Raw genomic sequence first — 25,752 nt, 5'->3', positions numbered from 1 at the left:
ATTTAAAAATGCCGTTCGCGCCCGGCAAACAGGTCGCGTAAATTGCCGCGATGGCGCCATACAATCAGCAGGGTGAGTACGCTCATCGGCAGCAGGGCCACCGGCTCCTGCCAGGCCAGCAATGGCAGGGTCAGGGGCGTGGCGATCAATGCGGCAAGGGAGCTGGTGCGGGTCAGGTAGAACGTCAGCAGCCAGGCGGCCACCGCTAGCAGGGCTGCCGGTGGGTAGATCCCCAGCAGCATGCCGGCCGCCGTCGCGACGCCCTTGCCACCGCGAAAGCGAAAGTACAGCGGGAACAGATGGCCGAGGACGGCGCATACACCGATCCAGGCTTGTTGTTGCAGGGAGAGGCCGGCGAGATCGGCGATCAGTACGGGCAAAAGGCCTTTGCACACGTCGCCAAGCAGCGTGAGTACGGCGAGCTTCTTGCCGGCCAGGCGCAACATATTGGTGGCGCCGGCATTGCCTGAGCCACTCATTCGCGGGTCGGGATTTCCCGTCAGGCGGCTGAGCAAGATGGCAAAGGACAGCGAGCCGAGCAGGTAGGCGAGGGTCGCCAGTAACCAAGACATGCTAACTATTCCGGGCGAGGACGCCTTGATTCTAACGGGGCATTGCGCCCTTGTCGTGCTGTGGAGAAGAGTGCTTGGACAGAGTGTTTATCGAAGGCCTGGAAGTTGACACCGTAATCGGGGCCTACGACTGGGAGCGCGGTATCCGTCAGTGCCTGCGCCTGGACCTGAGTTTCGCCTGGGACAATCGCCCCGCCGCAGCTGGTGATGACCTGACCCTGGCCCTCGATTACGCCAGTGTTTGCACCCGCATCCAGGCGTTTGCCGAGCAGGCGCAGTTCCAACTGGTGGAAACGTTCGCCGAGCGCCTGGCGCAAGTCTTGATGGAGGAGTTCCAGATCCCCTGGCTGCACCTCAAGTTGACCAAGCCCGGTGCCGTCCCGGCCGCCAAGGGCGTGGGCGTGGAGATCGAGCGCGGATGTCGCTAACTCAGGTTTACCTTGGTCTTGGCAGTAATATCGAGCGCGAGCCCCATTTGCAGGCGGGGCTTGAGGCGTTAGATGGCTTTTTGACCGATATGCGTTGTTCCGCCGTGTTCGAAAGCCAGCCGGTGGGGATCAAGAGTGGGCCGTTTTTCAACCTGGTGGTGTCGGCGTATACCGATCTGTCGTTGATGGAGTTGGACCGCAGGTTGAAGGTCATCGAGGCTGACAATGGCCGTTACGCGCCGGATCGCAAGGGCTTGCCCCTGGATATTGATGTGCTGCTGTATGGCGACCTGACAGGGAATTTCGATGGGCTGGTGTTGCCGCGCGCAGAGATCCTGAAGAACGCCTTTGTGCTGTGGCCGCTGTCGTTGATGGCGCCGGAGCGTGTGCATCCTGAAGTGGGCAAGACATTTGCCGTGCTGTGGCGGGATGCACAGATTGAGCAGGTGCTGGCCCCGGTTGCCTTCAAATGGCGCGACCGGCAACTGACCCCGGACGCTCTTCTGTAGGCGCGGGCAAGCACTAGGCGTCCCCCCGCTCCTGCAGTGAATGGTGTTCTTTGTAGGCTTTCAGGGCTTTGAGCCGCTCACGCTTGAGAGCCTCACCCAGTTCCGGGCCCTTGAAGCCTTTCTCCAGCAATGGCGCCGCCGCCACCCCCCGTGCTACCCGCGCAGCACCGCGTAAATAATCCGCCTGTGGATAACTTCGCTGCTCAAGGCCCTTGCGGCCCCGTGCGTCCATTTCGCAGGCGACAACAAACTCTTCAAAACGCTGTGGTCGGCGGAATACGTCAAAACTCTGCAGCAACTCCAGCAGGGTCGAGGCTTTCAGCTCCAGGGCGCGATGGCCGTGGGTGTGATACTCGCCAACCAAAAGTGCCAGTTCCTGGCAATCCTTCGGTACTTTGAAGCGTTCATTGACCGCTCTGATCAGCTTCAGGCCCCGCTGCTCGTGAGCAATATGCCGGGGCAACTTATCCACAGGGGTCAGGCCCTTGCCCAGATCATGCAGCAGGCAAGCCCAGCGCACAGTCAAGGGTTGGGCGTGGAGGGCTGCCTGTTCCAGCACGCTCAGGGTATGGATGCCGGTATCAATTTCCGGATGGTGGGCTTCGGGTTGGGGTACACCGAACAGCGCGTCCACTTCCGGCAGCAAGGTTTTCAGGGCGTGGCAGTCGCGCAGCACCTGGATAAACACCTGGGGTTGATCTTCCATCAGCGCCCGGGAAATTTCCTTCCAACTGCGCTCCGGGGTCAGGGCATCCAGTTCGCCAGAGTCACTGAGTTGGCGCATCAGTTCCAGGGTTTCGGGGGCGACAGTGAAACCGAGGCTGGCATAACGTGCGGCAAACCGTGCCACCCGCAACACACGTAAGGGATCTTCGGCGAACGCCGGGGAAACGTGGCGCAACACTCGGGCTTGCAGATCGCGTTGGCCATGATAGGGATCGGTCAGGTTGCCGTCGTCGTCTTCAGCCATGGCGTTGATGGTCAGGTCGCGACGGATCAAGTCTTGTTCGAGGGTGACTTCAGGGCTGGCATGAAACACAAAGCCGCCATACCCCCGGCCGCTCTTGCGCTCGGTACGGGCGAGGGCGTACTCCTCGTTGTTTTTCGGGTCCAGGAACACCGGAAAATCAGAGCCTACAGGCCGATAGCCCAGGGCGAGCATTTCTTCGGTGGTGGCGCCTACGACGACCCGATCGACATCGGTAACGGGAATGCCCAGCAAGCGATCACGTACCGCTCCGCCGACTTTGTAGATTTGCATGAAAAAGCCTCCATTAGCCCTACAGGATAACGCCTGTGCCAGGCCAATGGAGGCATTGCTGCATCAAAGGTGAACCACGGCCAGGTCCAGGCGGCCGTAGTCGTTGTCGTTGTGTTCGTTGCGCGGCGGAACATGGTGGGTTTTCATGATCTGGTCGCCTTGCAGCGTCTCCAGATGGATATCAAAACCCCATAGCCGGTGCAGGTGCTTGAGCACTTCATCCGTGGATTCGCCCAGGGGTTTGCGGTCGTGCTGCTGGTGGCGCAGGGTCAGGGAGCGGTCGCCGCGCATATCGATGCTGTAGATCTGCACGTTGGGCTCGCGGTTGCCCAGGTTGTACTGGGCCGCCAGGGTCTCGCGGATGGTGCGGTAACCGGCTTCGTCGTGAATGGCAGGTACCAGCAGGTCGTCCTTGAGGTCGTCATCCATAATGCTGAACAGCTTGAGATCACGAATCACCTGGGGCGACAGGTACTGCAGGATAAAGCTCTCATCCTTGAAGCTGCTCATGGCGAACTTGAGGGTCGATAGCCAGTCGCTGCCGGCGATCTCCGGGAACCAGCGGCGATCTTCCTCGGTCGGGTGTTCGCACATGCGCCGGATATCCCGGTACATGGCAAAGCCCAGGGCATAAGGGTTGATGCCGCTGTAGTAGGGGCTGTCGAAGCCTGGCTGGAAGACCACGCTGGTATGGGAGGTGAGGAACTCCATCATGAAACCGTCGGTCACCAGCCCTTCGTCGTAGAGGTCGTTTATCAGGGTGTAATGCCAGAACGTAGCCCAGCCTTCGTTCATCACCTGGGTCTGGCGCTGGGGGTAGAAATACTGGGCGATCTTGCGCACGATCCGCACGATCTCCCGTTGCCACGGCTCCAGCAACGGGGCGTGCTTTTCCAGGAAGTACAGGATGTTTTCCTGGGGTTCGCTGGGGAAGCGTGCATTGTCTTTGTCGCTGTTCTTGTCGGCGCGCTTGGGGATGGTGCGCCACAAGTCGTTGATCTGCTTTTGCAGATGCTCTTCACGGTCCTTCTGCCGCAGCCGTTCCTCTTCGGCGGAAATGGGGTAAGGGCGTTTGTAGCGGTCTACCCCGTAGTTCATCAAGGCATGGCAGGAGTCGAGCAGGTCTTCCACGGCGTCGATCCCGTGGCGCTCCTCGCATTGCATGATGTACTGCTTGGCGAACACCAGGTAATCAATGATCGAACTGGCGTCGGTCCAGGTGCGGAACAGATAGTTGCCCTTGAAGAAACTGTTGTGGCCGTAGCACGCGTGGGCCACCACCAGTGCCTGCATGCAGATGGTGTTTTCTTCCATCAGGTAGGCGATGCACGGGTCGGAGTTGATCACGATTTCGTAGGCCAGGCCCATCTGACCACGGCTGTAGGACTTCTCGGTGCTGAGGAAGTGCTTGCCGTAGGACCAATGGTGATAGCCCAGGGGCATGCCCACCGAGGCATACGCGTCCATCATCTGTTCGGCGGTGATCACTTCGATCTGGTTGGGATAGGTATCCAGGGCATAACCGGCCGCAATGCGGCTGATTTCCCGGTCATAGGCCTGGATCAGTTCGAAGGTCCATTCGGACCCCGTGGAAATGGGTTGGCGCTTATGCTCTTTGGCGGTCATGTCACTAACCTGCGCTGGAAGAGTTCACGGAAGACCGGATAGATATCGCCGGCCGAGACCAGTTGTTGCTGGGCGAAGGTATCGGCGAAGGCTTCACCGATGCGCTCGTATTCAAACCACAGGGCCTGGTGCTCGCGGGGGGTAATCTCCACATAAGTGTAGTACTGCACGAACGGCATGATCTGGTTGATCAGGATGTCGCGGCAGATGGGCGAGTCGTCGTTCCAGTTGTCGCCGTCGGAAGCCTGGGCCGCGTAGATGTTCCATTCGTTGGCTGGGTAGCGCTCAGCCATGATTTCCTGCATCAGCTTCAGCGCACTGGACACGATGGTGCCGCCGGTCTCCCGCGAATAGAAAAACTCTTCCTCGTCGACCTCGCGGGCGCTGGTGTGATGGCGGATAAACACCACGTCGATCTTGTCGTAGTTACGCTTGAGAAACAGGTACAGCAGAATAAAGAAGCGCTTGGCGATGTCCTTGGTCGCCTGGGTCATGGAGCCGGAAACGTCCATCAGGCAGAACATCACCGCCTTGGAGCTGGGGTTGGGTTGCTTGACCAGTAGGTTGTATTTCAAGTCGAAGGTGTCGAGGAACGGCACGCGGTGGATACGCGCGCTGAGTTTCTCGATTTCTGCTTCTATTTCCTGGATATCGCCGAAGTTGTCCGGCTCTTCGCGCTTCAAGCGCGCCAATTCTTCCTTGGCTTCCCTCAGTTTGGCGCGGCTGCTGCCAGACAGGGCGATACGCCGTGCATGGGCCGAACGCAGGGTGCGGATGATATTGATGCGCGAGGGGTTGCCCTCGTTGCTGATACCGGCGCGCACGGTCTTGAAGGTGTCAGTGCCGGTCAGGTTGCGCTTGACCAGGTTGGGCAGCTCCAGGTCCTCGAACATGAATTCGAGGAATTCCTCCTGGGTAATCTGGAACACGAACTCATCCATGCCTTCGCCGGAGTTGCCGGCCTTGCCTGGGCCTTTGCCGCCGCCACCGCCCTGAGGGCGCTGGATATGCTCGCCAGTGGTGAATTCCTTGTTTCCCGGATGAACCACGGTCTGTTTGCCGCCGCGGCCGTGATGCAGCACCGGTTCGTCGATGTCCCGGCCGGGAATGCTGATCTGCTCGCCGTGCTCCATATCGGTAATGGAGCGGCGACTCACCGCCTCTTCGACGGCCTTTTTGATGTGGTCACGGTAACGCCGCAGGAACCGCTGGCGGTTTACCGTGCTCTTGTTCTTGCCATTGAGGCGTCGGTCGATCACATAGCTCATAGGGAGCCCTCCGGGCAGCTTCACGTTACAAGCTTCAAGCCGCGAGCTGGAAGCTTAGAGACAAGCGGTCAACTGCCAGGCCAGGGGCCCGGCAGCGCACGCCTGTCGCTGCCTTACTGCGATTTGCGCACCCGCAGGTACCACTCGGAGAGCAGCCGTACCTGTTTGTCGGTGTAGCCGCGCTCGACCATTCGTGTGACGAAGTCGTTGTGTTTTTGCTGGTCCTCCTTGCTGGCCTTGGCGTTGAAGCTGATGACCGGCAGCAGATCCTCGGTGTTGGAAAACATTTTTTTCTCGATGACCACCCGCAGCTTCTCGTAGCTGAGCCAGGTCGGGTTCTTGCCGTTGTTGTTGGCCCGGGCGCGCAGTACGAAGTTGACGATTTCGTTGCGGAAATCCTTCGGATTGCTGATGCCGGCCGGTTTTTCGATCTTCTCCAGCTCTTCGTTGAGGGCTACGCGGTTGAGGATCTCGCCGGTTTCGGGGTCGCGGTATTCCTGATCCTGAATCCAGAAGTCGGCGTACAGCACATAGCGGTCGAAAATGTTCTGGCCGTATTCGCTGTAGGACTCCAGGTAGGCGGTCTGGATCTCCTTGCCGATGAACTCGATATAGCGCGGCGCCAGGTACTCTTTGAGAAAACGCAGGTAACGCTCGCGGGTTTCAGCCTGGAACTGCTCTTGTTCGATCTGCTGCTCCAGTACATAGAGCAGGTGTACCGGGTTGGCGGCGATCTCATGGGGGTCGAAGTTGAAGACCTTGGACAGGATCTTGAAGGCGAAGCGGGTCGACAGGCCATTCATGCCCTCATCGACGCCCGCCGTGTCGCGGTATTCCTGGATCGACTTGGCCTTGGGATCGGTGTCCTTGAGGTTCTCCCCGTCGTAGACGCGCATTTTCGAGTAGATATTCGAGTTTTCCGGCTCCTTGAGACGCGACAGCACCGTGAACTGGGCGAGCATCTTCAGGGTGTCTGGCGCGCAATGGGCCTTGGCCAGGGAACTGTTGAACAGCAATTTGTCGTAGATCTTGATTTCATCGCTGACCCGCAGGCAGTACGGCACCTTGACGATATAGATCCGGTCGATGAAGGCTTCGTTGTTCTTGTTGTTGCGGAAGGTGTGCCACTCCGATTCGTTGGAGTGGGCCAGCAGGATGCCAGTGAACGGAATCGCCCCGAGGCCTTCGGTACTGTTGTAGTTGCCTTCCTGGGTGGCGGTGAGCAGTGGGTGCAGCACCTTGATCGGCGCCTTGAACATCTCCACGAACTCCATCAGGCCCTGGTTGGCCCGGCACAGTGCGCCCGAGTAGCTGTAGGCATCGGCGTCGTTCTGCGGGAACTCCTCCAGCTTGCGGATATCCACCTTGCCCACCAGCGCAGAAATATCCTGGTTGTTTTCATCCCCCGGTTCGGTCTTGGCGACGCCGATCTGGTTGAGAATCGACGGATAGAGCTTCACCACCCGGAACTGGCTGATATCGCCGCCGAACTCGGTCAGGCGCTTGGTGGCCCAGGGCGACATGATGGTGTTGAGATAGCGCCGTGGGATGCCGAAGTCTTCTTCGAGGATCGCGCCATCTTCTGTGGCGTTGAACAGGCCCAAGGGCGATTCGAACACCGGAGAGCCCTTGATCGCGTAGAAGGGCACCTTTTCGATCAGTTGCTTGAGCTTTTCGGCCAGGGAAGATTTACCGCCGCCCACGGGGCCGAGCAGGTAGAGAATCTGTTTCTTCTCTTCCAGGCCCTGGGCGGCATGGCGGAAGTAGGAGACGATCTGGTCGATGCATTCTTCCATGCCATGGAAGTCTTCAAAGGCCGGGTAGCGGCGGATCACCTTGTTGGAGAATATTCGCGACAGCCGCGAGTTGTTGGAGGTGTCTACCAGCTCCGGTTCGCCAATCGCCAGTAGCAGGCGCTCGGCGGCAGACGCATAGGTGCTGCGGTCCTTTTTGCACAGCTCAAGATACTCCTGCAGCGTGAGTTCTTCCTGCTGGGTGGACTCGAAGCGTTGTTGGAAGTGGCTAAAAATACTCATGACGTCGTCACCTCGCTCGATACGTGGAGCCGACGCCGGATCAATCAGTCGATGCTGGCAGCCAGCGGCGTTTGCCGTGGCCATTTCCCCCCAGAACACCCTGAAACGCTACCGATGACCCGCACGCCGGTGTACCGGCTCTCCCCTGTTTTGGATGGCCTGCGCTTAATGATAGTTGGGAATACGGGAGGTCAAGGCGAGATGCCTAATTAGTTTGGGTGCGCCGTTTCTCAGAAACGGCGCGAGCCCAAGCGTCACGCGGGGTAGCGGGGTTTGAAAAAAATTATTGCGAATCGCCTGTGGCAGTTTCCGCAGGATACGTCGTACGCCACAGCTCAAAGCCGCCGTCCAGGCTGTAGACATCGGAGAACCCCTGGCTGACCAGATAGGCCGCCGCGCTCTGGCTGGAGTTGCCGTGATAGCAGGCCACGATCACTGGCGCGTCGAGGTCGGCGGCGCGGATGAAATCGGCAATGTTGTGGTTGTCCAGGTGCTGTGCGCCCTTGATGTGGTTCAGGGCGTAAGTCTGGGGATCACGGATATCCACCACCAAGGCGCCTTGCTCACGCAGGGCCTGGGCTTGTTCGGGAGGGATACGTTTGAATTCGCTCATGGCGGGCTCCTTGGGCGGGCGGCAAGCGGCGTCTAGCGCTTGGCGGCAGCCGGCAGTGTAACGGGAAGGGGGGATTCACACTGGCAGCTCAGGCGCTCGCCGGTGTCGATGTTCATCAGGGTCATGGCTCCGCCCCAGACACACCCGGTGTCGAGGGCAAATACCCCAGGCTCGTCGCAGTGACCTTCAAGGGCGGCCCAGTGACCGAAGATGATCTTCGTTTCGCGGGTCTTGCGCTCCTTGTGGGTAAACCAGGGCTTGTAGCCGGGCAGGGCGGTTTCGGCGCCTTCCTTGCTCTTGAGGTCGAGTTTGCCTTCGGCGGTGCAAAAGCGCATGCGCGTGAAGTAGTTGGTAATGACCCGTAGGCGGGCAACGCCGGTCAGATCGTTATCCCACTTCACTGGCTCATTGCCGTACATGCCGTCCAGGTAGGTGGCGAACAGCGTGTCATCGGCCAGGGCGGTTTCAACCTCGGCAGCACATTTAAGGGCTTTTTTCAGGCTCCACTGCGGTGGGATGCCCGCATGCACCAGGGCGGTATTGCGGCCCTCGTCGTAGTGCACGAGCTTTTGCCGGCGCAGCCAGTCCAGCAACTCGGCGCGATCCGGAGCTTCGAGGATTTCGCGCAGGGTATCGCCCTTTTTCAGGCGCTCGATGTTATTGCCGACCGCCAGCAGGTGCAGGTCATGGTTGCCCAGCACGCACACCAGGGCGTCGCGCATGCCATAAAGAAAGCGCAGGGTTTCCAGGGATTGCGGGCCACGGTTGACCAGATCGCCCACCAGCCACAGACGATCTTGGGCTGGGTCGAAGGCTACACGGTCAAGCAGGCATTTGAGCGGCTCCAGGCAGCCTTGCAGGTCGCCGACAGCATAGGTCGCCATCAGTGCAGGGCTCCCGGTACCGCCAGGCGGAAGGGGGCGATGATGGCGTCGAAGTGTTTGCCGTCTTCGGCAAGCATTTGATAGCTGCCTTGCATCGTGCCGACCTTGGAGGTCATCACGGTGCCGCTGCTGTAGGTGTGGCTGGCGCCGCTGTCGATCAGTGGCTGTTGGCCGATGACACCCGCACCGCGCACTTCCTCGACATGGCCGTCGCCGTCGGTGATGACCCAATGGCGCGACAGCAGCTTGGCGGCCACCTGGCCGTTGTTCTTCACCGTGACGGTGTAGGCAAAGGCAAAGCGGTTCTGTTCAGGTTGCGATTGTTCCGCCAGGAAGCGGGTGACGACGCTGACGTCGATCTGATAGCGAGGATCGGACATGCAAGAGGCCTTAAGAGCAAAAGCGGAGGACAGCAGATGCGGATCAGTCTAGGCCATGAGGAGGGCACTAGGCCAGACATGTGTCTGGCTTGGTAAACGATGCCGTCCTGGCAGATGACGAAGCGCTACCAGTGTCGCGCTGCGCAAATGTGGGAGCTGGCAAGCCCGCACACATTGGAACTGCGGCGGGCGCTGGGAGTGGGGCCAGCAAAAACAAGTGTGGGAGCTGGCAAGCCTACTCCCACATGTGGATCGCATTGCATCAAGCCTCTGCGGCTTATTCCGCCGTCGGCGCTGGCTGGATAGCTAGCTGGTCCGCCAGACGTACAAACGCGGCCAGGTCCAACTGCTCCGGGCGCAGGCTGCCGTCGACACCGGCGGCTTCGATCTCGGCGTTGCTCAGCAATGCCTTGAGTGTATTGCGCAGGGTCTTGCGGCGCTGGTTGAACGCTTCACGCACTACCCGCTCCAGCAGGCGATGATCCTTGGCCGGATGAGGAAGGACCGCGTGGGGCACCAGACGCACAATCGCCGAATCGACTTTCGGTGGTGGATTGAACGCGCCCGGCCCGACATTGAACAGGTGCTCGACCCGGCAGTGGTACTGGACCATGATCGACAGGCGACCCCAATCACCGCCGCCAGGGCCGGCGGCCAAGCGCTCGACCACTTCCTTCTGCAACATGAAATGCATGTCGCGGATGATCCCTGCGTTGTTCAGCAGGTGAAAGATCAGTGGCGTGGAGATGTTGTACGGCAAGTTGCCGACCACGCGCAGGCTGTTGGGGGCGGCATTGAGGCTGGTGAAGTCAAACTTCAGCGCGTCGCCCTGGTGCAGGTTGAAGTTGGGCATGCCAGCGAATTGCTGGTTGAGGATCGGGATCAGGTCCTTGTCCAGCTCAACCACATCCAGTTGGCCGCCGCTATTGAGCAGGCCCTGGGTCAGTGCGCCCTGGCCCGGGCCGATTTCCAGCAGGCGGTCTTCGGGCTTGGCATGGATGGAGCGCAGGATGCGGTCGATAACGCCGGCATCGTGCAGGAAGTTTTGCCCGAAGCGCTTGCGCGCCCGGTGTTGGTAATGCTCGGTCATATACGGGTCTCGGCCATCTGATAGGCGGTTTCCAGGGCCACGTGCAGGCTGCCGGTATCGATCTTGCCGCTGCCCGCCAGGTCCAGGGCGGTGCCATGGTCGACGGAGGTGCGGATGATCGGCAGGCCCAGCGTCACGTTGACTGCGGCGCCGAAACCTTTGTATTTCAGCACGGGCAGCCCCTGGTCATGGTACATCGCCAGCACTGCATCGCAGTGCTCCAGATATTTGGGGGTAAACAGAGTGTCCGCAGGCAATGGGCCACGCAGGTCCATGCCGTCTTGGCGCAGGCGCTCTAGTGTCGGTTCGATAATGTCGATTTCTTCATGGCCCAGGTGGCCACCTTCACCCGCATGGGGGTTGAGGCCACACACCAGGATTCGCGGCTGGGCGATGCCGAATTTTTGTTGCAGGTCAGCGTGCAGGATGCGCGTTACACGCTCCAGGCGCTCGGGGGTAATGGCATCGGCAATCTGGCGCAAGGGCAGGTGAGTGGTCACCAGTGCCACGCGCAGGCCGCGGGTTGCCAGCATCATCACCACTTGTTCGGTGTGGGTCAGTTCTGCGAGAAACTCGGTATGCCCGGAAAAGGCGATGCCGGCTTCGTTGATCACGCCTTTATGCACGGGCGCAGTGATCATCCCGGCGAAGTCGCCGTCGATGCAGCCTTGTCCGGCCCGGGTCAGAGTCTCCAGGACGAAGGCAGCGTTGGCCTTGTCCAGTTGCCCGGCGACCACCTTGGCCTGCAGCGGGGTGTCCCACACGTACAAGCTATTGGCAGGTGCCGGCTGGTCGGGCCAGTTGCCCGGCGAAACGGGCAGCAAGTCGACAGCCACGCCCAGTTGCGCGGCCCGCTCAAGGAGCAGGTCGCGGCTGGTAATGGCAATCAGGGGGTGAGGCTGGGCTTGCGCGGCGAGCAGCAGGCACAGGTCTGGACCTATGCCGGCCGGCTCGCCGGGTGTCAATGCGAAACGCTGGGGTTTCACTGGACTGCCTGGTCGGTGCCTGTTGTGTCGGCGCCAGGAAGCTTGTTTTCCACGTAGGCTTCGTCACGGATCTGACGCAGCCAGGTTTGCAGCTCTTCGTCGTATTTGCGGTTCCGCAATACGGTCAGTGCTTGCTGCTCACGGGCCTGGCTGGTGTTGTCGGTGGCGCGGCGGCCAAGGACTTCCAGGACATGCCAACCGTATTGGGTCTTGAACGGCTTGGACAGCACGCCTTGGGGCGTATCGTTCATGACTTGCTGGAACTCGGGCACCAGGGCTCGTGGGTCGATCCAGTTCAGGTCGCCGCCGTTGAGGGCAGAACCCGGGTCTTCCGAGAAGCTTTTGGCCAGGGTGGCGAAGTCTTCACCGCCTTCGATGCGCTCATAGATCTTTTGCGCCAGTTCCTTGGTTTGAGCCTCGGTGCGGATTTCGCTTGGCTTGACCAGGATATGGCGAACATGCACTTCGTCTTTCAACGAAGTTTCACCGCCGCGGCGTTCCAGCAACTTCAGAATGATGAAGCCGCCAGGGGTGCGCGCAGGCTGGGTGATGCCACCTACTTCCATGGCGCTCAGCTCACGGTCAAACGGCGGTGGCAATTGAGCAGCTTTACGCCAGCCCATGTCGCCGCCTTCGAGAGCGTTGTCGCTGCCGGACTGGGCGATGGCCATCTGGGCAAAGTCGGCGCCGGCCTTGAGACGGTCATAGATCGCCTGGGTCTTGGCCGCTGCGGCATTGAGTTGCTCGGCGTTGGCGCTGTCCGGTGTCGGGATCAGGATATTGGCCAGGTGCAGTTCTTCGGAGAGCTGCATCTTGCCCAGGTCCGAGGCCAGGAAGTTCTTCACTTCCTGCTCCGATACCTGCACACGTTCGGCCACACGGCGCTGACGCACACGGCTGATGATCATTTCGCGGCGGATCTGGTCACGGGCGTCCTCATAGGACAAACCGTCACGGGCCAGGGCCGCACGAAACTGATCAATGCTCATGTTGTTGCGTTGAGCGATGGTGCCGACGGCCTGGTTCAGTTCTTCGTCGGTGATGCGGATGCCGGAGCGGTCGCCAATCTGCAATTGCAGGTTTTCGACGATCAGGCGTTCCAGCACCTGCTGGTCCAGGACGCTGGTCGGCGGCACGCCACCACCACGCTTGGCGATGGTTTGCTGAACTTCCTTGACCCGTTGGTCCAGTTGGCTCTGCATGATCACGTCGTTATCGACGATGGCCACCACCTTGTCCAGCGGTTGCACTGCAGCGTGTGCCGCTGCAGTACCCAGGAACAGCGCGCCCAGCATCAGCGGGCGCAGACAATCAGAAAGCTTGATCTTCACGTTCACGATAACCTTGGATGCCTTTGTCGAGGAAGCTCTCTACCTTGGCGCCAGTCAGGCCGCCGAGTCCTTTGAGGACGATTTGGAGGAAGAGACCGTGGTCGCCTTTTTCGTTCTGCGGGGCGATCTGGGTGTATTCGTCGTTGGAAACCCAATAACGGTTGATCACGCGCAGTTTCCAGCAGCAGTTGTCGTACTCGAAGCCACCAAAGGCTTCCAGGGTACGGTTGCGTGCATAGTCATACTGCCAGCGGGTGATCAGGTTCCATTGTGGAACGATCGGCCACATCATCGAGAAATCGTGTTGCTGGATTTTGTAGTAATCCTTCACGAAGTTCGGTTGCCCTTCGGTTCCGTAGTTGCCGCCAAACTGCCATTTACCGGTCAGTTGGTTGTAGACCACCTGGTCGTTGCGATAGCGATAACCAACGTTGATAACCTTGTTCAGGTTGTCTTCCGGCTGGTAGTGGAACATCGCGCTGCCGGAGCGGGCACTGTGGCTTTCAGTGTCCCAGTTGTAATCGGCAGTGGCGCGCCAGTCGCGGTTGAAGCGGAACTCGTAGTCCAGGGCGATTGGCGAGACGTCCGACTGCGAGTCTTCGCGGTCGGCAGCCACGACGCCAGGCAGTTGTACTTCGCGATCCTTGAAGTACAGGGCTTGGCCGACGGAAATGCGCTGACGCTCAAAGCCGTTTTCTTCGATCCAGCGGCTGGTCACGCCCAGGGACAGTTTGTTTTCGTCACCGATCCGGTCGCTGCCCGAGAAGCGGTTGTCGCGAAACAGCGAGTTGTAGCTGAACGTGGCTTCGCTGCTATCGAACACAGGGATATCGGACTGGTCTTTCTCTGGTACATAGAGATAGAACAGGCGTGGTTCCAGGGTCTGGTTGTAGTTCTTGCCAAACCACTGGGTGCTGCGGTCAAAAAATAGCCCGCTATCGACGCTGGCGATCGGTATGGAGCGGTCTTGGGAGCTCTTGAATTTCAGCCCCTCGTCAGCCATATCCCTTTTGCCGGTGCCGTCAAGATCAAGATCGTACTTGGTGTAGGCGTACTTGAGCTTCGGCGTGACGAAGCCGTAACTCCAGTTCATCGGCAACGATATGCTTGGTGCTACATTCAACCGCGTGCCGTTTGCTCGGGTCAGTCCGTTTACGTTTTCGTCCAGGCGCGGTTCGCCATTGGGGAGGGGGCCACCATCTTTATTGAAGATATTGCCAGTCCTCAGATCCCGATCAAACCGGACGGCCTCGGCGTCATAATCAAAGTGCAGCCCGCCAGGGTTGTAAGGCAATGAACCCGTGAAGGTAATCTGTGGCAATCGATCATACGGAGTAATCTGCGAGATCGTCGCCAGCTCGTAGGCTTGCAGATTCAACCTGGCTTTATAGCTGTCTCCGCGATAGCTGACACTACCTTGCTGGTTGACGAATTCACGAGTCTCCACGCCAATCTGATTGGACTTCAGATCCTGGAAGTAGAACGGATCGCTGATCTTGGTGTAGTCGATCTCAGTCAATAAACGCGAATCCAACCCGCCTTTGTGCTGCCAATTGAGCATATAGCGGGTTTTGTCGTAATCGCTCTGCTTCTTGCGTTCGTCGCTGTCATCGTTCAGATACGCACCGCCGAACTGACCTTCGCTGGACTTGGTGAGGTAGCGGAACTCGCCTTCCATCAACATGCCGCGCTTGGTCATGTATTGCGGGTACAACGTGGCATCGTAATTCGGCGCCAGGTTGAAGTAGTACGGTGTCACCAGCGTGAAGCCACTTTCCCCACCCGAGCTGAAGCTCGGCGGCAGGAAGCCGGATTGACGACGATCGTCAATCGGGAAGTAGATGTACGGGGTGTACAGGATCGGGATGTTCTTGACCCGCAACGTCGCGTTGGTCGCCGTACCGAAGCCGGTGGCCGGGTTCAACGTGATGTTGTTACCGCGCAGCTGCCAGGCATTGCTGTCTGGCTCGCAGGTGGTGTAGGTACCGTCCTTGAGGCGGATGATCGCGTTTTCGGCACGCTTGGCGTACAGCGCGTTACCACGGATGCGCGATTTGTGCATCACGTATTCGGCGTTGTCGATCTGCGCGGCGCCGGTGTCCAGTTGGACCTGGGCATGGTCGCCGACGATCAGCGCGCCATTGTCGCGCATGCGCACATTGCCGTTCAGCTCGCCACGGTTCTCGGCCTGGTACAGGCTGGCCTCTTGGGCCTCGACCTGCATGCTGCCTTGGCGCATGACCACGTCACCGGCCAGGGTGGCGACCTGGGTTTCCTGCTCGTAACGAGAGGCCTTGGCACCGATGAAGGTCGGTGCGTCGCTCTTGTCGGTCTTGTCGTTCATGCCAGGACGGGGCGGCTCGATGTACGCACCGGCGCAATAAGGACCGGTTTCGGCCAGTTGCGCTGCGGTGAGGTTTTCTCGAGGGACCCAGTCCAGGTGGCTGTAGTCAGCGCTGCGCGAACGCAGGCCACGGCCCTTGGATTCGGTGACCAGCTTGGTCTGCGGCACGGCTTCGGCACCAGCAGCTTCGCCTTGCGGCGTGCCGTTGGCCGAGCTGACGGCACTGCCGTCATGCACCGGGCGCGGTGGTAAAGGGGCTGCGCTGGCTTTCGGCGCGCAATCCCAGGCACCCGAAGCAGAGACTGAGCAGTCATACTGTTCCGCGGCGACCACGAATGAGGTGGCGAAGGGTTGCATGGCCAGCAGACTGCCGGTTACCAGCAACGGAAATTTTCTACGAAACGCGGGGGATTTCAATGCCATCTTATTAGTCCGGGCTTCCTGCGTGCCATCTGCCCGCGGTGTGGGCCGCACGCCTCTCGATGGTCTGAAAAAGATGCGTGATAATAAAGCATGACCCGCTTGACGGCTAGCGCCGTCGGAGACCCTTGTAATGCCCGACCAAGATCTACGTTTGCAACACCTGAAAGTCTGGCTCGATCAGCAGTTACCCGAGCTTTTCCATGCCCAGGGATGGGGGGCCGTACCCCCGGCTACATTGACTGCGGCCAGCAGCGACGCGAGTTTCAGACGGTACTTCCGTTGGCAGGGCGAAGGTCGCACATTGATCGTGATGGATGCCCCACCCCCCCAGGAAAACTGCAAACCTTTCGTCGATATCGCGAGAATGTTGGCGAAATCGGGAATAAATGTTCCGCAAATTTATGCAGAAGATCTCTCCCAAGGCTTTCTTTTGCTCAACGACCTGGGCAAAAACACCTATCTGGATGTGATTGACGGTGAAAATGCCGATCAATTGTTTGCCGAAGCCATCGACGCGCTGCTGGCTTTCCAGCAATTGCCGATGGACGCCGGGTTGCCCAGCTACGACGTGCCATTGTTGCGCCGTGAATTGGAGTTGTTCCCCGAATGGTACGTGCGCCGGCATCTGGGCATTGAGTTCGACGAGCAGCAGTTGGCTCAATGGCAGCGGGTCAGCCAATTGCTGATCGACAGCGCCCTGGCCCAGCCCAAGGTCCTGGTGCATCGCGACTATATGCCGCGCAACCTGATGATCAGCGTGCCGAACCCTGGCGTGCTGGATTTCCAGGATGCGGTCTACGGCCCCGTGACCTACGACATCACCTGCCTGTTCAAGGACGCCTTCCTCAGTTGGCCCCAGGCGCGGGTGCGCGAATGGCAGCGTGGTTATTGGGAGCGTGCTGGCCAATTGGGCATCCCGGTGCAGGCGGACTTTGAAGATTTCCTGCGCGCCAGCGACTTGATGGGGGTGCAGCGTCACCTCAAGGTCATCGGTATCTTTGCGCGTATCTGCCACCGTGATGGCAAACCGCGCTACCTGGCGGACGTGCCACGCTTCTTTGCCTATATAGACGCGGTGCTGGCCGATCGGCCGGAACTGGCCGACCTGGGCGAGTTGCTGGCCAGCCTGCGCCAACCGGCCGAGGCCCACGTATGAAGGCGATGATCCTGGCGGCCGGCAAGGGCGAGCGGATGCGTCCGCTCACCCTGCACACCCCAAAACCGTTGGTCCAGGCCGGTGGCAAGCGCCTGATCGAGTACCACCTGGAGGCGCTGGCGAAAGCGGGATTCACCGATATCGTCATCAACCATGCCTGGCTGGGCCAGCAAATCGAGAGTTATCTGGGAGACGGCGCGCAGTACGGCGTGCGTATCCAGTATTCGCCAGAGGGCGAGCCCCTGGAAACCGGTGGCGGAATCTTCCAGGCCTTGCCCTTGCTGGGGGAGGAGCCGTTCCTGGTGGTCAATGGCGATATCTGGACCGACTACGACTTTGTCCGCCTCAAGCAGCCCTCGAGCGGCTTGGCGCACTTGGTCATGGTCGATAACCCGCCTCATCACCCCAGTGGTGGCGATTTCTATATCAAGGATGGTTTGCTTCATGATGCAGCGCCCGGTGCCGATAACCTGACCTTCAGTGGCATTTCGGTGCTGCACCCCAAGCTGTTCGCGGGTTGCAGTGCCGGTGCCTTCAAGCTGGCGCCCTTGCTGCGCACGGCGATGGCTCAAGGCTTGGTCTCGGGGGAACACATGGATGGACGCTGGATTGACGTCGGTACGCTGGAGCGCCTGGCGCAGGTTGAAAGTCTGCTGACCGTGGGCCAGTAAGATGTTGTGGCCTGGGACTCTGATCGGCGCCGGGGCGGGTTTTGCCATCGCCAGCATTCCGGGGGCCATGTTGGGTGGGTTGCTGGGGCAGGCACTGGATCGGCGCCTGCAATTGCACAGTTGGGCCCAACTGCGCGAACGCCTGGGCGGCCGGCCGGCGCTGCGCAATGACGAACTGCTGTTTGTCCTGCTGGGCCGCCTGGCCAAGAGTAATGGGCGGGTGGTGGACGGCCATATCCAGCAGGCGCGGGTGGAGATGCGCTCGCTGGACATGAGCGAGCCGGCCCAGCGCCGGGCGATTGCCGCGTTCAACCGAGGCAAGTCGGGGACCGACCGCGTGCGCAGTTACCTGCGCGTGCTCAAGGTGCAGCCCCATGCGGCGGAAGGCGTGCTGCGCGCCTGCTGGCGCATGGTCTGGGCCGACGGCAAGGCCAGCCCCGCTGAGCGCGAGCTGATCGAGCTATGGGGCAAATGGCTGGGGTGGACGCCGCAACAACTCCAGGCACTGGCCCATGACTATGAGCCGGAACGCAAGCCCCTGGTCACCCGCGGTAGCACCTATCAAGAGGCCCTACGGATCCTCGGGGTAACCGGAACGACAGAGCCTGCGGTCATCAAACGTGCCTATCGACGGCTGCTCAGTCGGCACCACCCGGACAAGATTGCCGGCACTGGCGCCAGCCCCGCTCAAGTGCGCGAGGCCACGGAGCGCACCCGAGAGCTGCATAGTGCCTACACGATCATTCGCGAGCAGCGGGATTTCCGCTGACCCGACCGCCTGTGGCGAGCGTGCTTGCCAAAAGTGTCCACCCTGTCCCCGCACACCCGTCAACCATGTGCCCGGTCCGTAAAAAAAGAGCCCCAAAGTAACCAAGGGGCTCCTGGTATCGGAGGCCGGGGACCCACCACTCGGCACCTCGCCCAGTCTCGGTGTGCCTGCAATCCAGCAGTGATTCGGGGGGCGCCGAGATGGCGGTCTATCGGTCGATAGATGTATTGGCCGAGATATCTCTATCGCAGGCAAGCCAGCTCCCACAGGGGAATGTAGCTTCGCAGCTCTGGCTCTGTTTTTGATCTGGCTTTTGATCTTGATCTCAGGCGCCCCGTTAAACCACGCTGGCCGCAGGCAGGTATTGCGCAGTGAGCACCCCGGCAGGGATGCCGGGGTAGCCGCGACACGGCCATGGATGGCCGATCGCGGCGGGCCCACGGAGCAATGCCTGACTGCGGGCATGCCGAGCCTAGGCGAGGCACCGAGTGGTGGGGCAAGAGCGTTTTGCTTACTTTGGCGCTTCTCCAAAGTGAGCCGCCGTAAGGGCGGAACCCTAAGTGGCCATGACCGCAGCAACGGATATGTACACAAACCCAATAACCAAAAAAGAGCGAGTTGTGTAGATCCTCATGCCCCCACAGGGCCTCTTAGGTTTGTCAGATAAACCGAGCGGCGGGTTTTAGGGCTGCTGCGCAACCCAACGCGGGCAAGCCCGCTCGCCACAACCACAACCACAGACGGGGCAGTTGGGCTCAGCTACCGCTGCTTTGCGGGCTCAACCAGCCGCGAATCCGCCGGTACAACTGTTCCTGGGCCGCTGCGCTATTCCCGGGAATAGTCTTCAACGACACCTGCTTGTAGTTGTCATTCTTCAGCCGCTTGCTTGCCTGGCTGCGCTCCAGCGCCATTTTGCTGGCCAGGGCGTTGTCCTGATAGAAGACATCGGCGGTCGCCAGCTTCAATGTCGGGGTCAGCTGTTGCAGATCCGGTTGACGGCCCACCGGCGACTGCGCCGCGACCATGATGAACTTTTGCACCTGGGCCGGTTGTTTTTCGCTCAGGTAGCGCGCAGCCCACCAGGCCCCAGTCCCGTGCCCCAGCAGCACCACGCTGCGGGCGTTCTGGGTCTGGGCATAGGCGACGGCTGCGTCGATGCGGGCGAAGATCCGTGTCGCGTCGGTCTTGTCCTGCTCATCCACGCCAGAGATCACGGCCGGGTCGGTGCCCTCGGCTTCGGCGCTGGCCGCCTGTTCGATGGGCTTGGGCGCGGCGGTGCTGGCATCCTTGCTGCTGTCGACGACCGCATCGGGAGCCTGGATCACCCGCGGCGGCAGGGTATCGACACTCAGGTCGGGCAGCGACAGGCTCAGGCTGCCCCAGGCGGCATCCGGCAGCTTCTGGCGCAAAGGCCCGATGGCTTGCGGCCAGTCAGCCGTTTCTCCGGCGCCGGGGACGATAATCACCACACCCTGCGGTTCGGGGCTGTTCGCCGGTTTCCACAGTGCCAGGAACGACTCGTCGCCGGCCTGCAATTGTTGCTGCTCGTGGGGCGGCAGTTGTCGCTCCAGGGCCTGGGCTTCCTCCTGGCTACGCTCTGGCAGAGGCTGGCGTTCTGGTGGTTTTTCGGCGGCCGCCGGCGCGGTGTCAGCCGCCTGCACGCAAAAGGTGCTGGTAAACAGCAGCGACAGGCACAATGCTGGCAGTGTCGAACGGTGAAGCAGGGGCATAGTGGAATCCCGGCCAGAAGTGATCCCGGCAGCCTAATGGGTTGGATGTGAGATGTGAATGATGAATTTTCGCTGTCTGCTGGTTATCGGCTATCTGTGCTTGCCCTTGATGGCGAATGCCGCGCCTGCGTCTGTGGTGCCGCCGGCGGTGCTCAACCCGCAGCAGCGCGAGTGGTTGGCGCAGCACCCGCAACTGCGGGTCGGGGTGGTGTTGCAGGCGCCTTACGCGCAATACGACCGGCGCCTGCAGCGCTTGTCCGGGGCCAATGTCGAGCTGATGCAGGCGCTGGCCAAGGCGCTGAATATCGAGCTGACCTGGCGCAACTTCCCCACGCAGGAACAGTTGGAGGACGCCTTGCGCGATGATGCAGTCGACCTCGCCCCAGGTCTGCTACAAACCCCTGCCGGCCTGCGCCTGTGGCAGTTTTCCGACCCGTATATGCGCGTGCCCCAGCACATTGTTGGCATTCGCGACGGCAGCGGCACCGTGGACCTGGAAAAACTCGATGAACAGTCCCGGGTCGCCGTGCGCATGCCCAGCGGCGTGGCGGATTACCTGCGCAGCAATTACCCCAGGCTGAACCTGCAAGGTGTGCCCCTAGAGCGCCAGGCCTTGCAGCTATTGGTCAGCCAGCAGGCGCGCTATGCGGTAGTCGATGAGGCGCAGTTGAGCCGCTTGTCGATCGAGCCCGAGTTCGCCGGTTTGGCCGTGGTGGGCGATATTGGATTGCCGCAACTGTTGCGGGTGGCCACCCGGCGTGACTGGCCAGCCCTGGCAGAGATTGTCGAGAGCGGCCTGCGCGCCATTCCAGCCCGTGAACTGGAGCAATTGCATGCCCGCTGGCTGCAACCCAAATACCCACGCCTGTCGGAATCACCGGGATTCTGGCAAAACCTCAGCCTGCTGCTGGGCCTGCTGTTGCTCGCGTGCCTGACGGTTGCCCTGTGGCAGCGTCGGCAAAAACATGCCCTGGAACACCAGTTGCTGGCCACGCGTGAGGAAAGCGCTGCCCGTGCGGCGGGCGCCGAAGCATTGCGTCTGACCCAGTTTTCGATTGATCAAAGCACCGTGGGTATCCTCTGGGTCAATTGGGACAGCCATGTGCGCTACGCCAACGTCGCCGCCGAAACCATGCTCGGTTACGCCCCGGGAGCGTTGATCGAGCGCCCGCTGATCGAGTTCGAACCCAATCTGAGCATGGACCGCTGGCTGAACCTGTGGAAGCGCGCCCGGGCCAGTGAAGACGGGCCGCAGAGCTTCGCCACCCAGTGCCTGCGCGCGGATGGCAGCCTGTTGCCCACGGATGTGTCCTTGAGTTTCCTGCGCTTTGCCGGTGGCGAATACCTGGTGGTGTACCTCAACGACGTCACCGAGCGCCGCCGGGCGTTGGCCGCGTTGCAGGAAAGTGAAGCGCGCCTGCAAGGCATCGCCGCCAATGTGCCAGGGCTGGTGTTTCGCCTGGAGCGTCTGCCGTTGAGCGCCGCCATCGACTTTGCCTATATCAGCGAAGGCAGCGAGCGCCTGGTGGGCTATTCGCCATCCGTGCTCAGCCACCGCGATGTGGGGATTCGCAGCCTGGTCCACCCGGATGATCGCGCCAGTTACCACCAGACCCAGGACCAGGCCATCGACACCGAGAGCAACTGGTCGTGGCAGGGCCGCATCCTGACCCGCCAGGGCGAGCAGCGCTGGGCCGAGATCAAGGCGGTCACCCGGCGTCTGGACGATGGGGCGGTGGTCTGGGACGGGATCGTCTGGGACATCAGCGACAGCAAACGCATTGAGCTGGAATTGGACGCCTCGCGGGCGCAACTGCGCGAACTCTCGGCGCACCTGGAAACCGTGCGTGAGGAAGAGAAGGCGCGGATCGCCCGCGAAGTTCACGATGAGCTGGGGCAGATGCTCACGGTGTTGAAGCTGGAAACCTCCATGTGCGAGTTGGCCTACGCCCAGTTGGACCCAGGCCTGCACGAGCGCCTGAACAGCATGAAGCGCCTGATCGCTCAACTGTTCCAATTGGTCCGTGATGTGGCCACGGCGTTGCGCCCGCCGATTCTCGACGCCGGGATCGCCTCGGCCATCGAGTGGCAGGCCCGGCGGTTTGAGGCGCGCACACAGATTCCGTGCCTGGTGCAGGTGCCGGACAACCTCCCGGCCTTGAGTGACGCCAAGGCCATTGGCCTGTTCCGTATCCTGCAGGAGGCGCTGACCAACGTCATGCGCCATGCCCAGGCGCATACGGTGGAGTTGACCCTGGTGGTGGAGGGCGCCAATCTGCGGTTGACCATCAGTGATGATGGCGCAGGCTTCGTCCCTGCGCCGGGGCGCCCGGTGTCGTTTGGTTTGGTGGGCATGCGCGAGCGGGTGCTGATCATGGGCGGGCAGTTGACCCTCGACAGCGAACTGGGGGAGGGCACCACCCTGAGCGTTACGGTGCCGTTGGATTCGCCATAGATCCCTTGTGGGCTTGCTCGCACATTTTGAATGTCGGCGTTTAATCGCTATAGAGAGAGGAAATTGCCGTGATCCGCGTATTGGTAGCCGAAGACCACACCATCGTCCGTGAAGGCATCAAGCAGTTGATCGGCCTGGCCAAGGACCTGCTGGTGGTGGGCGAGGCGGGTAACGGCGAACAGCTGTTGGAAGCCTTGCGTCACACGCCCTGCGAGGTGGTGCTGCTGGATATCTCCATGCCCGGGGTCAACGGCCTGGAGGCGATTGCGCGGATCCGCGCGCTGAACAACCCGCCGGCCATTCTGGTGCTGTCGATGCATGACGAGGCACAAATGGCCGCCCGGGCGCTGAAGGTCGGCGCGGCAGGGTATGCCACCAAGGACAGCGATCCTGCGCTGTTGTTGACGGCAATCCGCAAAGTCGCCGCGGGCGGGCGCTATATCGACCCGGACCTGGCGGACCGCATGGTGTTTGAGGTCGGCCTCACCGATACCCGGCCGTTGCATTCGCTGTTGTCCGAGCGCGAGTTCTCGGTGTTCGAGCGCTTGGCTCAGGGCGCCAACGTCAACGATATCGCCCAGCAACTGGCCCTGAGCAGCAAGACCATCAGCACCCATAAGGCGCGGTTGATGCAAAAACTCAACATCAGCTCCCTGGCCGAGCTGGTGAAGTACGCGATGGAGCACAGGCTCCTATAGGCGCGTGTCTATTTGCGACATCGCTCAACCCCCAGGAAGCCCGTGCTTGCAGCTTGTCGCTTGAAGCTTGCTGCGCAACTGTCCCTTGCCCGCCATCCGTGTAGGGCAATCCCTACCCCGAACCTTCCATCCTGCTGATGCCAATCTCTCCTGCGCCCCGATTTCCGGGGGCTTGCACCTGGATTACGCTAGCTTCACAGCAGTCCAAAACACAAAGGTGCGGGTATGAGCGAGGCGGATTCAAATGATGTGCTGGTCAGCTTTCGTGGTGTGCAGAAGAGCTACGATGGCGAGAACCTGATCGTCAAAGACCTCAACCTGGACATTCGCAAAGGCGAGTTCCTCACCCTGCTGGGCCCGTCCGGTTCGGGCAAGACCACCAGCCTGATGATGTTGGCGGGCTTCGAAACGCCGACCGCCGGGGAGATCCTGCTGGCCGGGCGCTCGATCAACAATGTGCCGCCGCACAAGCGCGACATTGGCATGGTGTTCCAGAACTATGCGCTGTTCCCGCACATGACGGTGGCCGAGAACCTGGCGTTCCCCCTGACGGTGCGGGGCTTGAGCAAGACCGATGTCAGCGAACGGGTCAAGCGCGTGCTGAGCATGGTCCAGCTCGACGCCTTCGCCCAGCGCTACCCGGCGCAGCTCTCCGGCGGCCAGCAGCAACGGGTGGCCCTGGCTCGCGCCCTGGTGTTCGAGCCGCAGCTGGTGCTGATGGACGAACCCCTTGGCGCCCTCGATAAACAGCTGCGTGAACACATGCAGATGGAGATCAAGCACCTGCACCAGCGCCTCGGCGTGACCGTGGTTTACGTGACCCACGACCAGGGTGAAGCGCTGACCATGTCCGACCGGGTAGCGGTGTTCCACCAGGGCGAGATCCAGCAGATCGCTCCGCCGCGCACTTTGTATGAAGAGCCGAAAAACACCTTCGTCGCCAATTTTATCGGCGAGAACAACCGTCTTAACGGCCGCCTGCACAGCCACACCGGCGAGCGGTGCGTGGTTGAGCTGGCGCGCGGCGAGAAGGTCGAGGCGCTGGCGGTGAATGTCGGGCAGATCGGTGGCCCGGTGACGCTGTCGGTGCGCCCGGAGCGGGTCAGCCTCAACGGTTCCAGCGAAAGCTGCAGCAACCGTTTCTCGGGCCGGGTGGCCGAATTTATCTACCTGGGCGACCACGTGCGCGTGCGCCTGGAAGTCTGCGGCAAGGCCGATTTCTTTGTGAAACAACCGATCGCCGAGCTGGATCCGGCACTGACGGTCGGCGATGTGGTTCCGATTGGCTGGCAAGTCGAGCACGTTCGCGCACTCGACCCACTTCTAGAGGCGAATTGATCGCCCCCTTGGCTTCATCCAACCCTGCACGTGGAGAGAACAATAAATGTTGAGATCCCTGAAATTGACCGCCCTGGCCATTGGCCTGGCGAGTGCTTCACAGGTCATGGCAGGTCCGAACCTGACGGTGGTGTCGTTTGGCGGCGCGAACAAGGCGGCCCAGGTCAAGGCTTTCTATGCCCCGTGGGAAAGCGCGGGCAACGGCAAGATCATCGCCGGCGAGTACAACGGCGAGATGGCCAAGGTCAAAGCCATGGTCGACACCAAAAGCGTGTCCTGGGACCTGGTGGAAGTCGAGTCGCCGGAACTGTCCCGTGGCTGTGACGAGGACATGTTCGAGCCGTTGGATCCTAAGCTGTTCGGCAACCCCGACGACTATGTGAAAGGCGCGATCCAGCCCTGTGGCGTGGGTTTCTTCGTGTGGTCCACGGTGATGGCGTACAACGCCGACAAACTGAAGACGGCCCCAACCAGTTGGGCGGACTTCTGGGACACCAAGACTTTCCCCGGCAAGCGCGGCTTGCGCAAGGGGGCCAAGTACACCCTGGAATTCGCCCTGATGGCCGACGGTGTAGCGCCCAAGGACGTGTACAAAGTGCTGGCCGGCAAGGACGGCCAGGACCGCGCCTTCAAGAAACTCGATGAACTCAAGCCGTCGATCCAGTGGTGGGAAGCCGGCGCCCAGCCGCCGCAGTACCTGGCCTCGGGTGACGTGGTGATGAGCTCGGCCTACAACGGCCGGATCGCCGCCGTGCAGAAAGAGAGCAACCTGAAAGTGGTGTGGAACGGTGGTATCTACGATTTCGACGCCTGGGCGATCCCCAAGGGCCTGAGCAAGGAGCGCGCCGAGGCGGCGAAGAAATTCATCGCCTTCTCCGTTGCACCGCAGCAACAGAAAATCTACTCGGAAAACATCGCCTACGGTCCGGCCAATACCCAAGCCGTGCCGCTGCTGGCCAAGGACATCCTCAAGGATATGCCGACTACTCCGGAAAACATCGCCAACCAGGTGCAGATTGATGTGAGCTTCTGGGCGGATAACGGTGAGCAACTGGAGCAGCGCTTCAATTCCTGGGCTGCCAAATAACAAGCCCCACCGCTTAACCCCTGTGGGAGCTGGCTTGCCTGCGATGGCAGCACCTCGGTAGACCCGACACACCGAGTTGCTGCCATCGCGGGCAAGC

General features: G+C 60.9%; 22 protein-coding genes. 9 read left to right on the top strand and 13 right to left on the bottom strand.

The genetic code is table 11. From position 1 onward, the window contains the following. Positions 1-2: 2 nt before the first annotated feature. Positions 3-572 carry a glycerol-3-phosphate 1-O-acyltransferase PlsY gene (plsY, locus tag HU773_RS25500; RefSeq protein ID WP_057960794.1) on the bottom strand — a complete coding sequence of 190 codons (570 nt, stop codon included), beginning with the start codon at positions 570-572 and terminating at the stop codon, positions 3-5. 74 nt (positions 573-646) lie between these two features. Between plsY and folB the strand changes: the two genes are divergently transcribed. Both folB and folK read left to right on the top strand, forming a co-directional pair. Then, on the top strand, positions 647-1,000 hold the full coding sequence (folB, locus tag HU773_RS25495; RefSeq protein WP_057440310.1) for a dihydroneopterin aldolase: 354 nt from the start codon (positions 647-649) through the stop codon (positions 998-1,000). Continuing rightward, positions 991-1,509, top strand: a complete 519-nt coding sequence (gene folK, locus HU773_RS25490; RefSeq protein ID WP_057960793.1) for a 2-amino-4-hydroxy-6-hydroxymethyldihydropteridine diphosphokinase — start codon at positions 991-993, stop codon at positions 1,507-1,509. The genes folB and folK overlap by 10 nt, the downstream gene beginning before the upstream one ends. Before the next feature lie 13 nt (positions 1,510-1,522). Here folK and HU773_RS25485 read toward each other — a convergent pair whose 3' ends face one another. The 11 genes from HU773_RS25485 to HU773_RS25435 form a co-directional block, all read right to left on the bottom strand. Continuing rightward, positions 1,523-2,770: a multifunctional CCA addition/repair protein gene (locus tag HU773_RS25485; protein ID WP_186625883.1), complete on the bottom strand. Its 1,248-nt coding sequence runs from the start codon at positions 2,768-2,770 to the stop codon at positions 1,523-1,525. Between the two features lie 63 nt (positions 2,771-2,833). Then, on the bottom strand, positions 2,834-4,396 hold the full coding sequence (locus tag HU773_RS25480) for a SpoVR family protein (RefSeq protein ID WP_057960791.1): 1,563 nt from the start codon (positions 4,394-4,396) through the stop codon (positions 2,834-2,836). Continuing rightward, positions 4,393-5,664, bottom strand: coding sequence for a YeaH/YhbH family protein (locus HU773_RS25475; RefSeq protein WP_057444302.1), 1,272 nt, complete (start codon positions 5,662-5,664; stop codon positions 4,393-4,395). Before HU773_RS25475 ends, HU773_RS25480 begins: the two co-directional genes overlap by 4 nt. Positions 5,665-5,777: 113 nt before the next feature. Then, positions 5,778-7,700: a PrkA family serine protein kinase gene (locus HU773_RS25470; RefSeq protein ID WP_120734238.1), complete on the bottom strand. Its 1,923-nt coding sequence runs from the start codon at positions 7,698-7,700 to the stop codon at positions 5,778-5,780. 283 nt (positions 7,701-7,983) lie between these two features. After that, positions 7,984-8,313 (bottom strand): thiosulfate sulfurtransferase GlpE, encoded by a 330-nt coding sequence (gene glpE / locus HU773_RS25465; RefSeq protein ID WP_120734237.1) that lies wholly within the window; start codon positions 8,311-8,313, stop codon positions 7,984-7,986. A 32-nt stretch (positions 8,314-8,345) separates the two neighbouring features. Further along, positions 8,346-9,197: a symmetrical bis(5'-nucleosyl)-tetraphosphatase gene (locus HU773_RS25460; RefSeq protein ID WP_057440314.1), complete on the bottom strand. Its 852-nt coding sequence runs from the start codon at positions 9,195-9,197 to the stop codon at positions 8,346-8,348. Next, positions 9,197-9,577, bottom strand: a complete 381-nt coding sequence (apaG, locus tag HU773_RS25455; protein ID WP_057960789.1) for a Co2+/Mg2+ efflux facilitator ApaG/CorD — start codon at positions 9,575-9,577, stop codon at positions 9,197-9,199. Before apaG ends, HU773_RS25460 begins: the two co-directional genes overlap by 1 nt. Positions 9,578-9,854: 277 nt before the next feature. Beyond that, on the bottom strand, positions 9,855-10,667 hold the full coding sequence (gene rsmA, locus HU773_RS25450; RefSeq protein ID WP_057440316.1) for a 16S rRNA (adenine(1518)-N(6)/adenine(1519)-N(6))-dimethyltransferase RsmA: 813 nt from the start codon (positions 10,665-10,667) through the stop codon (positions 9,855-9,857). Continuing rightward, entirely contained in the window at positions 10,664-11,653 is a 990-nt protein-coding gene (gene pdxA, locus HU773_RS25445) for a 4-hydroxythreonine-4-phosphate dehydrogenase PdxA (protein ID WP_186625884.1), read from the bottom strand. Before pdxA ends, rsmA begins: the two co-directional genes overlap by 4 nt. Beyond that, positions 11,650-12,984, bottom strand: coding sequence for a peptidylprolyl isomerase (locus HU773_RS25440; RefSeq protein WP_169960149.1), 1,335 nt, complete (start codon positions 12,982-12,984; stop codon positions 11,650-11,652). Before HU773_RS25440 ends, pdxA begins: the two co-directional genes overlap by 4 nt. Beyond that, the gene (locus tag HU773_RS25435) at positions 12,965-15,751 is read right to left on the bottom strand and encodes an LPS-assembly protein LptD (RefSeq protein ID WP_186625885.1); all 2,787 of its coding nucleotides are present in this window, start codon (positions 15,749-15,751) and stop codon (positions 12,965-12,967) included. Before HU773_RS25435 ends, HU773_RS25440 begins: the two co-directional genes overlap by 20 nt. 130 nt (positions 15,752-15,881) lie before the next feature. On the opposite strand from HU773_RS25435, the gene HU773_RS25430 reads away from it, so the two are divergent. The 3 genes from HU773_RS25430 to HU773_RS25420 are packed head-to-tail and all read left to right on the top strand — an operon-like array spanning position 15,882 to position 18,347. After that, positions 15,882-16,907, top strand: coding sequence for an aminoglycoside phosphotransferase family protein (locus tag HU773_RS25430; RefSeq protein WP_057960785.1), 1,026 nt, complete (start codon positions 15,882-15,884; stop codon positions 16,905-16,907). Further along, positions 16,904-17,578 (top strand): N-acetylmuramate alpha-1-phosphate uridylyltransferase MurU, encoded by a 675-nt coding sequence (gene murU / locus HU773_RS25425; protein WP_057960784.1) that lies wholly within the window; start codon positions 16,904-16,906, stop codon positions 17,576-17,578. Before HU773_RS25430 ends, murU begins: the two co-directional genes overlap by 4 nt. A gap of 1 nt (position 17,579) precedes the next feature. After that, positions 17,580-18,347, top strand: coding sequence for a TerB family tellurite resistance protein (locus HU773_RS25420; protein WP_057960783.1), 768 nt, complete (start codon positions 17,580-17,582; stop codon positions 18,345-18,347). 755 nt (positions 18,348-19,102) lie between these two features. On the opposite strand, the gene HU773_RS25415 is transcribed toward HU773_RS25420, so the two are convergent. Then, a complete protein-coding gene (locus tag HU773_RS25415; protein WP_057960781.1) occupies positions 19,103-20,077 on the bottom strand; it encodes an alpha/beta hydrolase family protein in 975 nt (324 codons plus the stop codon). A 58-nt stretch (positions 20,078-20,135) separates the two neighbouring features. Here HU773_RS25415 and HU773_RS25410 point away from each other — a divergent pair, with 58 nt between their 5' ends. The 4 genes from HU773_RS25410 to HU773_RS25395 all read left to right on the top strand — a co-directional run bounded on the left by HU773_RS25410 (position 20,136) and on the right by HU773_RS25395 (position 25,655). Next, on the top strand, positions 20,136-22,532 hold the full coding sequence (locus HU773_RS25410) for a PAS domain-containing sensor histidine kinase (RefSeq protein ID WP_120734232.1): 2,397 nt from the start codon (positions 20,136-20,138) through the stop codon (positions 22,530-22,532). A gap of 68 nt (positions 22,533-22,600) precedes the next feature. After that, positions 22,601-23,230 (top strand): response regulator, encoded by a 630-nt coding sequence (locus tag HU773_RS25405; protein WP_057960779.1) that lies wholly within the window; start codon positions 22,601-22,603, stop codon positions 23,228-23,230. A 225-nt stretch (positions 23,231-23,455) separates the two neighbouring features. Further along, entirely contained in the window at positions 23,456-24,568 is a 1,113-nt protein-coding gene (locus HU773_RS25400) for an ABC transporter ATP-binding protein (protein WP_057440325.1), read from the top strand. Positions 24,569-24,614: 46 nt separating this feature from the next. Continuing rightward, the gene (locus HU773_RS25395; RefSeq protein ID WP_057960778.1) at positions 24,615-25,655 is read left to right on the top strand and encodes an ABC transporter substrate-binding protein; all 1,041 of its coding nucleotides are present in this window, start codon (positions 24,615-24,617) and stop codon (positions 25,653-25,655) included. Positions 25,656-25,752: the final 97 nt, after the last annotated feature.

The organism is Pseudomonas shahriarae, from assembly GCF_014268455.2.
GTDB lineage: Bacteria > Pseudomonadota > Gammaproteobacteria > Pseudomonadales > Pseudomonadaceae > Aquipseudomonas > Aquipseudomonas shahriarae.
This window is presented reverse-complemented; position numbering and strand designations above follow the sequence as displayed.